The sequence below is a fragment of the Gardnerella sp. KA01002 genome (assembly GCF_049244015.1).
Lineage (GTDB): Bacteria > Actinomycetota > Actinomycetes > Actinomycetales > Bifidobacteriaceae > Bifidobacterium > Bifidobacterium vaginale.
Genome location: NZ_CP058365.1, coordinates 1506271 through 1518816 on the forward strand (window position 1 = coordinate 1506271; position 12546 = coordinate 1518816).

Genomic DNA, 12546 nt, shown 5'->3' on the forward strand with positions numbered 1-12546 from the left:
CGCGCTTGAATAAATCTTGCGCGGCATTTTTATACGTAAATTTACGTAAATTTCGTAATAAATTACAGATAAAGCAAAAAATCGCTAAGCTAAAACAGGCGAAGATCGTTAGACTCAACACCGCGCATTTCATCGTAATCGAGGATTAAGCAAGTAAAGCCACGATCCTCAGCCAAAACTCGCGCTTGCGGGCTAATAGTCTGCGCAGCAAAAATACCTCGAACTGGTTTAAGCAACGGGTCTCGATTCAACAACTCACAGTAACGAGTAAGCTGCTCAACACCATCAATACCACCGTGTCGCTTAATCTCAATAGCAACATGAACACCGTTTGAATCCTGCGCCATAATATCCACGGGGCCAATAGCAGTAGGATATTCTCGGCGAACCAATGTAGCACCATCGCCAATACGCTCAATTTGCTCAGCTAAGTAGCGCTGCAAATGGTCTTCTACACCATCTTTAACAAGACCTGGGTCTGTGCCTAAATCATACGAAGAATCGCTATAAACGTGTTGCAGAACAATGCGAAGCAGGTCATTGCCCTTTTTTGCAGCAATTTTTAAAACAGTTCCATCGCCAAAAACGCGCGAAAAGTCGAAAGCCTCCGTGCTACAAGCGCCGACAGCACCATCTGAAGAAACAGAACTCGAATCGTCGTCTTCACAAGAACAATCGTTATCTTTAGAAACATTTCCATCAATAACGCGCATAGTACAAGGAGCAACCATCCAATTAAGTGGCTTATAGGACCCTAACTCTGAAAAAATCAGTACACTACCATCAGCCTTAATAAGCAACACGCGCTTAGCCACTGGAAGACTTGCATTAAGCCTACCCGTATATTCTGCACTACAATCCGCAACAATAATTCGCACACAAAAAGCGTAGCATAAATCGCGTAACTACTTGCACAAAAACTATCTGCCCAAAGCCGCCGCTAAATCGCGATTCTGCCAGCGCTGATGCAACGCGCAATAGCCTCCAAAAAGCAAGAGCCAAATAATGCCGCCAATTGCCGATCCGCGAGTGTCTTCGCTAATAAACAGCGTTATGTACACAAACACAAAGAATGCAATAGTAAGAGAATTAAGCAGCTTATAATGCGGCATAACAAAACCATCTGGCATAAAATCAGCAGAAGCGCGGTACTTTCTGTGCGTAACCATAATCAAAATGTAAATCATGATTATTACTGCCGAAGACGCAGAAGCAAACACAATAAACGCGCCATGCACTCCAGGAATTGAGTTAATAATCGGAGAGAACAGGATTAGCGCAGCAGAAAAAATGATTGCTCGTGCAGGAACTTTAGTGCGCGAAACTTTGCGCAAATGTGAAAGAACAGGAGAATTAGATTCTAGCGCAATTTGATACATATGCCTTCCTGCAGAATAAAGCAGCGAATTAAGCGCAGAAGATGCGGCTGTTATTACCACAAAGAACACAAGCGCCGAAGCCCAATGAAGCCCCGCATATTGGAAAACCATTATAAACGGAGACATATAAACGCCTTTAGAATCGGTAGCTTTAAATTGTTGCCAAGGAACAATTAGCATGATTGAAGCAAGCGCTCCAACGTAGAAAATCAAGATTCGCATAATAATCTCGTTGATTGCCTTTGGCAAAACTTGGCGAGGATTCTTAGTTTCCGAAACCGTAACGCCTACAAACTCAATAAGCTGGTATGCGTAGAACACCATTTGGAAACTCATCAAAAATGCCAACCATCCATTTGGCATAAGCGAGAAGTTGTTGAAAATATTGTCAAAGCCTGCGTGGCCTGCAGGATTTGCAACGCCGCTAATCTGTGTTGCAGGGTAATGGTAGCCAATAATAACCATAACTGCAGCAGTTGCAATAAGAGCCACAATCAACGTGATTTTAATCATTGAGAACCAAAACTCTGTTTCGCCAAATAGCTTAACAGCAACCAGATTTATGCACACTAAAGCAGCCAAAAACGCTATTTCTATAAGCCATTTCCAGCTGCTAACGTCTATGCCAAAAGTTTGGAAAAATGTAACACAATACGTACTTACAGCCGTAATCTCACTCATGCCAATAAGCACAAGCACTATCCAATACGACCATCCTGCAAAATCGCCCCAGCCTTTGCCCAAGTATTTAGTAATAAAACTAATAAATGTATGCTGGTTTGGATCCTTGTACATAAGTTCGCCGATGCCGCGCATAAGCAAAAACATGATTAAACCAACAATTATGTACACAAGCATAATGCTTGGACCCGTAAGACTAATGGATTTGCCAGAACCTAAGAATAGTCCCGTGCCGATTGTTCCGCCTATAGCAATGAATTGCACGTGTCTTTTTGTAAGGCTGCGCTCCATCTTGTTAGTGTGACCATTGTTAGTTTGGTCAATATCACTCATTGCTATAACTCCATTCTTTTAGGCGTGAGCTTTCAATTTTATAAGAACCCGTAAATATTTGAATTTCATTATTCAACTTTATTCAACACTTTTAAGCGAACTAACAGGGTCAATGCGGTCTAACGCGGGATTAGTTGACCATTGAACAATTAAAGCAAAAATCAGCGTTGCAAAGCCAGCAATAACATAGCTTAATGGAGACACTTCAACCTCAAAATACAGAGAAGGCATGCGCAAAGCATTTGTTAACAAGCCTGCAACCAATCTTCCAAGAGGCAAACCAACAAGAATACCAATTACAGTAAGAGTAAGCATCTCCTTATGCACGTAAGCATGAACTTCTCTACGATAAAAGCCAAGAACCTTTAAAGTTGCCATCTCTCGCGTGCGTTCCGAAATATTAGTGCTTGCCAATGTAAACAGCACGGCTAACGCCAAGCCTGCTGCAAGAGTTACTATAAGCGCTACAACAGCATTCATTAAATCAAAGCTAAACGAATGTTTCATGCGCGTAATGTTCATAACAGCTAACACGCCATCCCTATCTGACACATGGTCTGCGTAACACATTTTTGCATCATCGTCTCCACGAAGGCGCAATATTAGCGCATTATTCTTAACGTTTTTCCCATTTTTAAAACTGAATATTCTTTCATAGCAGCGAGAAGTCATATAGATATTTGAACCAATAAGATTACGCACGATTGCACGCAACTTCACTTTTGCGCGCTTAAAACTGGAGTTTGTTATTGTAATATAGTTTCCATTCGCAATTCCCAACGACGATGCTGCGCTCTGCGAAAGAAGCGGACCATCATCATTAAGCGAAATATTTTGCAAATTATTGTTAACATCTTGTAGACGAACCATATTAGACAAAGCTTCGGCATCTTTAACAACTACAATTTGCACGCTTTCAGAATCTTCAACGATTTTATTATGCGAATTGTTATTGGAATTGCTATTAGATTTACCATTATTAGCATCGCTTTTTGCGATTTCCCCAGAACTAATGTAGGCAGGCAAAATAACATCAACAAGGTTGTTGGATTTATCTTTCTGCACACTTTTCTTCATATTTTGGAATGCGTCTGGAGTGGAAATAGAAATCATATCGTAGCGGTAAATGCCGTCATATTGGCGGATTCCAAGAGTTGCTACAGTATCGTTTAATGCTAAAGCACACACGATTAATGCCGTGCAACCAGCCACGCCACCAATCGTCATAAATAGTCTGCCTTTAAAACGAGCCAGATTCCTTATAGATACTTTGTTGAGGAAACTTAGACGATTCCAGATAAAAGGTAAATGTTCAAGAAGCACGCGAGCGCCAGCTTTTGGAGATTTTGGACGCAATAATGCCGCTGGCACTTGCCTTGTCTCCCTCCAGCTTACGATTATTGTGCATATTGCAACTGGTATTACAAACGCGAGTACACAAATCGAACCATAAAGCCAATCGTATCGTAAAACAACCCCTGGAACTGTGTACAATCCGCGCAAAATCTTAAGTAGTAAAGATGGAATTGCTAAGAATCCTAGAATATCGCCAATTCCGCCTCCTACTAGACAAGCAAAAATCGCAAAGAAAGCGTGCCTTGTTATTGCTGCGCAACGTCCATAACCTAAGCTTAAGTACGTTCCAATTAGTCCTCGTTCTTCTTCTACCATTCTTGCCATGGCTGTTAGGCTCATCATCATTGCCACCACAAGAAAAAGCACTGGGAAAGCGTATCCAAGAGATTGAATCGAGGCAACATCAGAACGCAAGCGAGTATAGCTCCCGTTTGATATGCGAGCAAAAATATGCCATCTTGCTTTAGGAACATGCTTTTGCACTTCTGGCTTAATTTTTGCGTAAATTTGTGCGCGAGCATTAGCTAAAACCGAGTCGGGAGCGTTTTTAAGCATTGGCATATTGGCTATAGTTTGATCTACTTGTTGATCAGTCTGGTCTTTTACAACCTGATTTGTGCGCGCCTCTTGGCAATCACTCTGCACACTGTCTTTAATTTGGTTTGAAGCATTTGCCACAATTGCGCGATACTTTTGCGAAAAATCGTTAACGCGTCGAGCCTCATTTAGGCGCACATATATAGCTGTGTATGGAAGATTATTTGTGCTTTCAGTAATCGCAGAGGTAAAAATAGGGTAGCGTGATATTACGGAATTGCGGAAAGCTTTTGATTGATACCCGTTTGGATTATCCAAATCGTTTACGTCTAACACACTTCCTGTAATTAGAAGCTTATATTTTTGATTTTGAATCGGTTGATTAGACGAATTAGGCTGATTAGTGACTTGTTGCATACTCAAAAACAGTGTGCTACCAATTCGCAATCCGCTATCGTGCAAAAATCGTTCAGTTACCACAGCTTGACGATTGTTTGTTGGCATATCGCCACGCATCAAATGCAGACGATTCAGTTTTTTAACATTGTGATTATATTGCACAACGTTCATTGCATAAGACAAATTGGCATTATTCGAAGGATGAGCAGTAGCTTTAAACGACTTTCCCGCCTCTGCTTCACTAACAAATGGCAATTTTTTGATTGCTTTAACATCTTTGTCAGTCAAACCAAGCGTAGAAATAATTTGTAGGTCGTAAGCTTTGAGCTTAGAGTAAGTATCATTTGCTCCAAGAAGCATATCGTTGCATCCTGCATAAATGCCAGTCATAACAGCAACGCCAAGCATTGCTATAACTGCTAGTATGCAAAAACGACGCCATTCGTGAAACCACATTCTAATAGCACTAATAAAAACCATTGGAAAAATAGAGCATGAGCGCTTATTACTAATCGCATATTTACGCTTGATTTTCTTAGATTTTACAGTTTCGCTACTCACTACAAACCACCACTCTACAAATCACCATTCAATATCTGCAATTGCCGTAGGATTTTCTTGTACTGTTTCGCTCACGACTTTTCCAGAATGGAATCTCACAACTTTATGAGCCATAGGAGCAATAGCAGCATTATGAGTAATAATAAGAACCGTCATTCCTTCTTTTTGGCAAATATCTTGCAATAATTGCAAAACAGCTTTTCCGGTTTCATAATCTAGCGCACCCGTAGGCTCATCGCATAAAAGCAACTTAGGCTTTTTAGCAAGTGCGCGCGCAATAGAAACTCGCTGCTGTTCGCCTCCAGAAAGTTGCGCTGGGAAATTATTAAGTCTTTTTTCCAAACCTACGTCAATAAGTGTTTGAGCTGGATCAAAATGATCTGAGCAGATTTGTGAAGCAAGCTCCACGTTTTCTAACGCCGTCAAGTTTGGAACAAGATTATAGAATTGAAAAACAAAACCAATATCTTCTCTTCGATACTTTACAAGCCCACGACCATTTAGCTTTGTAATATTTAAATCACCAACAGTTACGCTACCGCTTGTTGCCGTATCCATACCGCCTAAAATATTCAATGCTGTAGTTTTACCTGCGCCCGAAGCCCCTAGTATTACGGTGAGCTTACCGCGCTCGGCTGTAAAACTAGCATCATCTAGAGCGCGCACAACACTTGATCCAGATGGATACTCTTTTACAACATGATCAAAAGTTATGTATGCCACAATACACCTTGCTTACTTACTACCTAATGACGCTTTTTCTATCAACTTCTTAATTTATTAGATTAATATTTAATACTCTTCATTGGAATAGAGATACACCACGACGTGCTGTACAATATGCGTTGCCAAGCCAAGTATGCCTTGAATTTGGCCATACAGCTCCAAGACGAGGAGCACCTTGACTCATCCAAATACTCGGCACTCTTCCATCGGAACTTTTAGACCCAAGAAGATTAAAACCATTTTTTATTTCAAGCCAGTCTGGATGCTGAGTAACAACCGCCAATCCTTCTTCTAAAGTCAAAGGAAGACGCTCGTCTGAATCTATAAGTTTTCTGGCAACATCTGGCTCACGATTCAAATACGATGTGCCTGTATGAGGGTCTAATGCCAAGTAAAATGGACCTTCTGGAGGCTCAAAACCATCTTGTGGCAGAAAACTAGCTATATCTCTAGGCGGCATTGTTGTAAAACCAGCCATACGATCAATACTCGTCCTAGAAATTAAGGATTCTGGCGAAACTAGCTCACGAGTAGGCACAAGAAGAATATTAGTACCCAAATCGCTTTGATCAAGAGCGCGAATAAGCGGCAAAGCTAAAGCACGAAACGATGCAGCACTCATATCTGCAACATCTGGGTAGCCAAGAGCAACAATACGATCAAGCTGCTTTTGTATTTCTTGCGAAGCTATAGACATAATTACATTTTACGTAAAATTTTTTATAATAGCGAATTCGCGCAGGTCTAATCAATCCACAAAGTGTCGTTTTTTAGCTACGATTTCCGCCAATTGCACAGCGTTAAGAGCAGCACCCTTACGAAGATTGTCATTTGTAATAAACATTGCCAATCCGTGCTTTCCATCAACCGCTTGATCTTGGCGAATACGCCCAACGTAGCTTGCAGACTTTCCTGCAGCAAGTTGCGAAGTAGGAATATCGCTAAGCTCGGCTCCCGGAGCCTTGCTTAATACTTTGCGAGCCATATCTGGAGTTACATCGCGCTCAAATTCGGCATTAATGCTCATTCCGTGACCTGTAAAAACGCCTACGCGCACGCATGTGCAGCTTGCTGCGAGCTTTGGCAGATGAAGAATCTTACGACTTTCGTTGCGAAGCTTTTGCTCTTCGTCGGTTTCTTGCGATCCGTCCTCAACAATCGCACCAATGAATGGCACAACGTTAAATGCGATTGTGCGCGCAACTTTGGTTGGCTGCGGAAAATCAATAGCATCTCCATCAAACACAAGCTTATCCGCGCCCTGATCTAAGGCAGCTTGCGCTTCGTTCATAAGCTGCAATGCTCCAGCTCTACCAGCTCCAGAAACTGCCTGATAAGAAGATACAATAAGTCGCCTTAGACAAAAAGCGTCAGAAAGCGGTTTTAAAACAGGCATGCACGCCATTGTTGTGCAATTAGGGTTGGCAACAATCCCACGCGGAATATCATTTAAATCTTCTGGGTTTACTTCTGCAACTACCAGCGGAACATCGTTATGCATACGCCATTGAGAAGAATTATCTATTACTATTGCACCCGCATCTGCAAATCGCGGTGCCCACACTTTGGATGTTCCGCCGCCTGCGGAGAAAATCGCAATGTCAATTCCGCTTAAATCTGCTTTTTCTACATCTTCTACAACAACATCTTTGCCGCGATAGTTCAAAACAGTTCCAGCAGAGTGTGCGGAAGCCAAAAATCGCAAGTTTTTAATTGGAAAATCGCGCTCGTCTAATACGCGGCGCATAACCATTCCAACTTGGCCAGTGGCGCCTAAAACCGCAAGGTTTACGCCTTTGTTGCTTATAATTGCCATTTTGTCTCCCTTATTTTGCGTGTTTTTGCGATTTTCTTTGATTTTTGCGATTATTTAAGCGTGATTTTTGCGTAATTTTTGCGCGCGATTAGCGTCCGCTTCCTCCATAAACAACGGCTTCGACTTTGCTTGCGTCTAATCCGTAGGCTGTGTGAAGCGCACGAACCGCTTCGTCAAGCTGTTTTACTGGAACAATCGCTGCAATACGAATTTCTGATGTAGAAATCATAAGAATATTAATACCGTGATCGCTTAGCGCTGTAAAGAAGGTTGCTGCGAGACCAGAATAGGTTTTCATTCCAACGCCAACAACTGCGACTTTGCCAACAGAAGGGTCCACGTCCATAGACGTAAATTGCAATTCGCCGCGCGCGCCCTGCAAAACCTTGCAAACGGCGTCTAGGGACGAGCTTGGAGCCGTAAGCGATATGTCAGCCGTTTCGGTGGATGCGCTTGCCTGAGCAATCATGTCTATGTTAACGTCTGCAGCAGCAAGAGTTGTAAACACTTTTGCAGCGTTTCCAGGCTTATCGGGAACGCCTCGAAGAGTAATCATAGATTCGCTTCTATCGTGTGCAACGCCAGAAATCACAGGGGTCTCTGGGCCTAAGTCTGGGAATAAATCGCCCATTGTTGAGCGAATGTCTACATTTGTTATTTTATTTGCCATTTTTGCCGCCTTATGTCTATTGCCTATGCGTTCTGTCTGTTGTTATGCTTGTGTCTTCTTTAATAAATAATTAGCTTAAATTCGGCAAGCTCTTTGGATTTACTCCACTCGGCACAATTAATGTTCCGTTTCTGTGCGAAAACGAGCTGCGAACATGAAGAGGCATACTGAATCTTTGTGCGTATTCAACGCATCTCAAAGCTAACACTCGAGATCCGCAAGATGACATCTCAAGCATTGAATCATAATCGATAACAGGAATTCGCTTTGCGGTTGGAACAATTCGAGGATCTGCCGTAAATACGCCATCAACATCTGTGTAAATCTCGCAAACATCTGCTCCAAGAGCAACAGCAAGCGCCACTGCCGAAGTGTCTGATCCGCCTCTACCAAGCGTTGTGTCGTCACCAATCTCGCTGATTCCTTGGAATCCTGCAACAATAGCAACACTGCCTTTTTTAAGCGCATGCTGAACACGATCTGGCTTAACAGCGCGAATATGAGCTGCTCCAAATTGCGCGTCTGTCATAAATCCAGCTTGAGAACCAGTAAAAGAGTATGCGTGCGAGCCTTGAGCATGAATAGCCATTGCTAGAAGACTCATGGAAATACGCTCTCCTGCAGTCATAAGCATATCCATCTCTCTAGCAGGAGGATGCGCATTTACACTCATTGCTTGGTCTATCAAGTCGTCTGTGGTATCTCCCATAGCGGAAACGACAACAGCAACATCGTTACCAGCAGCTTTTGTATCAAGAATCCTTTTGGCTACACGCTGAATTGCGTCCGTATCTTCTACGGACGATCCACCGTATTTCTGCACTATAAGAGCCACTGTAACCCCTTATGTTCAGCCGTCACTATTATCTAAAGCACGCTAATGCAATAAGAATTAATCCAAATAAGACTAATCTAAAATTAGACTATCAACTGTGCTCTATTTATTTTTAGTTTTAGAGATATTATGAGTGGCGTATATACAACAAGCGGTTTCTTGCGACTTATCAAACGCGTTTGCTTATGAATTCACAAATCTTCTATACTTCTTGTCTTCCTGCAAATGCGCGACCAAGAGTTATCTCGTCTGCATACTCTAAGTCTCCACCAACTGGCAATCCGCTTGCAAGTCGCGTAATACTTATGTCAAGCGGCTCAAGCAAACGTGCTAAATAAGTTACTGTAGCTTCTCCTTCAATATTTGGGTCAAGCGCTAAAATGACTTCTTTTACTTGCGCGTCTTTTAAGCGCTCAAGTAGTTGCGTTATTTTTAAGTCTGCAGGTCCAATGTTTGCCATTGGATTAATGGCACCGCCCAAAACGTGGTAAACGCCAGCGTATTCGTGAGTTCTCTCAATGCTCATAATGTCTTTTGGCTCTTCTACAACGCATATTTTTGTGTGATCTCTTCGCGGATCTTGGCAAATAACACAAGGGCTTTGCTCGCAAACATTTCCGCAAATTTCACAAAATCGCACATTCTCGCGCAAGTCACTGATTGCGTCAATTAAATCCTGCGTTTGTACATCAGATGATGAAAGTATATAGAATGCAATTCGCTGCGCGCCTTTTGGTCCTATTCCTGGAAGCTTAGAGAACGCATCAATAACTCTGCCTATTGCACCGTCATACGATGACACGTTATGCACTTTTACTTACTCCTCTTGCTTTCGCTTATGCAATCCTGCATTTTTAGGATTTTTTGGATCACTTGCAGCGAATTCTTTTACAGATTTCACCTCAAACATCTTCTCTAAATCATCTATGCTCAAATTGGTTGCAGACTCTAACGATTCGTCCTGCATTGAACATTCGTCTTCTTGCGCGCCGTTTACACCATCAGAGATTCGTGCTTTTGACTCATTATCTGCCTGTGATTCTGAATTTGCGCGCTGAGGATTTTGCTGGCTTATCTTCGACTTTTGCCCCCATTGCTGCGCGTTAGATGCATCGTTATCTGCGTTTTCTGAATCGTTTACTACTTCAGCATTAAAATCTGCATTCTGCAATGCAGCAATCGCATCTCCCATTGGAGCAGATCCCATACCTGCCCATGCGTCATCTTTCTCAATATCTAAATCTAAAGCACTTTCTGAAATTGCAGAACCAGATAAATCGCTAGTCTCCGCACCAGCACTTGAATCGTCACTAGAGCCAGCATCATCGCTACTGGAATTCGAATTATTTGAATTTGAATCAGAACTTTTCTCGATTATTTTTCCGAATCCTTTTACGATTCCAGCTTTTCGCATAAGCAAGTCTCGCTTAACTTGTGCTAGTCGTTGCGGAGTCATTCTTGCAACAGACTCCACTTTTTCGCCGTTTGCAGCTACTAAATCTGGCGCTATTGCAACGTTTTTTCCAAATGCGTCTTTTACTTTGTTCATAACCACAACTGGCACTTTTTTACCATCGTAAGGTTCTGTTGTGCAAATCGCGAGCGCAAAAGCATGTTGGCTTATAGGCTGGTCAAAAGTTAATACAAGCCTTCTTTTTGATGCATTTCCATCGTCTAATCTAACTTTTGGAACGCGATCTCTCTCTACGTATTCACGAACATCGTCTGGCAGATTTTTAACCAGATTATCCCAAGTTTCGTCCACGTCAAGCTCTTGTGTTGTCTGTTTTTCAACGGTTGCAGTTGACCAATTCGCTTGCGTGTTATTGTTGATTTCAGATTTATCATCAAGAATTACCGAAGGAGCTTCAGCAATTTTTACTGGATTTACTGGATTAACAGGATTAACTGAATTTACAGCAGAATTTGAACCAATAAAATGCCTTGCAGAAGATGCAGGATGCGAGGAGGACTTTGCAAGAGATTGATTAGTGGCTTTAGAAAATGGTTCCTGCGCAGTAGTACCAGATTGCATATCAGCAAGAAGTCTAGCCATAAGAATCTCAAGATTCATTCTAGGAGAAACCGCATTTGCTATTCCAGCAAAAGCATTATTGACGATTTCTGCCATTTTGGACAAGCTTCGCAAAGTGAGCTGACTTGATTGTCGTTGCAAATCTTGCATGTCTTCTGGCGATAAATCGCCTAACAAGTTTTTAGCACAATTTGGACCAGCAGAAACCAAAAGCAACAAATCACGCAATCGTCCGAGAAGATCTTCCACAAACTTACGAGTGTCAAATCCTCCGACTACCACTTTTTGTACAACTTCATATAATTTTGCACCGTCTTTTTCAATAAGATCATCAATAACATCTGCAATAAGATTAGAAGGCGTAAAACCAAGCAAAGCAACTGCTGAATCTAACGAGATAACACCATTATCTGAACCAATCATAAGCTGATCTAAAACAGATAATGTGTCTCGCATGGATCCGCCGCCAGCGCGCATAGCAAGCCGCAAAACGCCCTTTTGCGCTTGAATACCTTCCTTTTTGCAAATGTCTTGCAAATACGGTCCCATTACTTCTGGAGGAACAAGTCTAAACGGATAATGGTGGGTTCTAGAACGTATAGTTCCAATCACCTTATCTGGTTCAGTAGTGGCAAAAATAAACATAACATGCTCAGGTGGCTCTTCCACAATCTTCAGCAAAGCATTGAATCCTTGCGGAGTTACCATGTGCGCTTCATCAAGAATAAAAATCTTATATCGATCGCGCGCTGGAGCGAAACCTGCACGTTCGCGTAATTCTCTAGCATCGTCAACACCATTGTGGCTTGCAGCATCTATTTCTACAACGTCTATTGAACCTGATCCGCCTGTTGCAAGATCTTTACAGCTTTGGCATTTTCCGCATGGTTTAGAAGTAGGACCCTCTTTGCAGTTAATACAACGAGCAAGAATACGCGCAGAGCTTGTTTTTCCACAACCGCGTGGACCCGAAAATAGGTAGGCGTGCGTTATTTTGCCTTGATCTAGCGCTCTCATAAGAGGAACGGTAACTTGATTCTGTCCTATCACTCCTTCAAACGTGTCTGGACGATACCTTCGATACAATGCAAGTGCCATAACTATAACCTACCGTCACCTGAATATTAGCTCAACTCTACTTGAGCAAAGTTTCTGTTCTATTCTAAACATTTAGACATTAACATGCTAATCGCCTATTAACATGCTACATTATGACCA

At 42.1% G+C, this 12546-nt stretch carries 10 protein-coding genes; all 10 read right to left on the reverse strand.

What is annotated here, in order from left to right; all coding sequences use genetic code 11:
* Positions 1-89: 89 nt before the first annotated feature.
* A complete protein-coding gene (gene nucS / locus HXT60_RS05900; protein ID WP_004114187.1) occupies positions 90-878 on the reverse strand; it encodes an endonuclease NucS in 789 nt (262 codons plus the stop codon).
* A 42-nt stretch (positions 879-920) separates the two neighbouring features.
* Positions 921-2393, reverse strand: a complete 1473-nt coding sequence (locus tag HXT60_RS05905; protein ID WP_004114185.1) for an amino acid permease — start codon at positions 2391-2393, stop codon at positions 921-923.
* Positions 2394-2471: 78 nt separating this feature from the next.
* Positions 2472-5246 carry an FtsX-like permease family protein gene (locus tag HXT60_RS05910; protein ID WP_421791021.1) on the reverse strand — a complete coding sequence of 925 codons (2775 nt, stop codon included), beginning with the start codon at positions 5244-5246 and terminating at the stop codon, positions 2472-2474.
* Between the two features lie 21 nt (positions 5247-5267).
* Positions 5268-5969 carry an ABC transporter ATP-binding protein gene (locus HXT60_RS05915; protein WP_004114181.1) on the reverse strand — a complete coding sequence of 234 codons (702 nt, stop codon included), beginning with the start codon at positions 5967-5969 and terminating at the stop codon, positions 5268-5270.
* 79 nt (positions 5970-6048) lie between these two features.
* Positions 6049-6669, reverse strand: a complete 621-nt coding sequence (locus tag HXT60_RS05920) for a DUF5701 family protein (RefSeq protein WP_004114180.1) — start codon at positions 6667-6669, stop codon at positions 6049-6051.
* 51 nt (positions 6670-6720) lie between these two features.
* Positions 6721-7788 carry an aspartate-semialdehyde dehydrogenase gene (locus HXT60_RS05925; protein WP_415705230.1) on the reverse strand — a complete coding sequence of 356 codons (1068 nt, stop codon included), beginning with the start codon at positions 7786-7788 and terminating at the stop codon, positions 6721-6723.
* A gap of 88 nt (positions 7789-7876) precedes the next feature.
* Entirely contained in the window at positions 7877-8458 is a 582-nt protein-coding gene (locus HXT60_RS05930) for an ACT domain-containing protein (protein WP_004114175.1), read from the reverse strand.
* Between the two features lie 70 nt (positions 8459-8528).
* Complete coding sequence (locus tag HXT60_RS05935; RefSeq protein WP_004116323.1) at positions 8529-9293, reverse strand: aspartate kinase; 765 nt, start codon at positions 9291-9293, stop codon at positions 8529-8531.
* Positions 9294-9495: 202 nt separating this feature from the next.
* On the reverse strand, positions 9496-10104 hold the full coding sequence (gene recR / locus HXT60_RS05940; RefSeq protein ID WP_004114171.1) for a recombination mediator RecR: 609 nt from the start codon (positions 10102-10104) through the stop codon (positions 9496-9498).
* Positions 10105-10110: 6 nt separating this feature from the next.
* Positions 10111-12426 (reverse strand): DNA polymerase III subunit gamma/tau, encoded by a 2316-nt coding sequence (gene dnaX / locus HXT60_RS05945; RefSeq protein WP_421791024.1) that lies wholly within the window; start codon positions 12424-12426, stop codon positions 10111-10113.
* Between the last annotated feature and the right edge of the window lie 120 nt (positions 12427-12546).

What these genes read in the sequence shown, in the direction of transcription:
- HXT60_RS05905 (WP_004114185.1), bottom strand. Translation starts at nt 2,393, where the DNA reads ATGAGTGATATTGACCAAACTAACAATGGTCACACTAACAAGATGGAG.
- HXT60_RS05920 (WP_004114180.1), bottom strand. Translation starts at nt 6,669, where the DNA reads ATGTCTATAGCTTCGCAAGAAATACAAAAGCAGCTTGATCGTATTGTT.
- HXT60_RS05925 (WP_415705230.1), bottom strand. Translation starts at nt 7,788, where the DNA reads ATGGCAATTATAAGCAACAAAGGCGTAAACCTTGCGGTTTTAGGCGCC.
- HXT60_RS05930 (WP_004114175.1), bottom strand. Translation starts at nt 8,458, where the DNA reads ATGGCAAATAAAATAACAAATGTAGACATTCGCTCAACAATGGGCGAT.
- dnaX (WP_421791024.1), bottom strand. Translation starts at nt 12,426, where the DNA reads ATGGCACTTGCATTGTATCGAAGGTATCGTCCAGACACGTTTGAAGGA.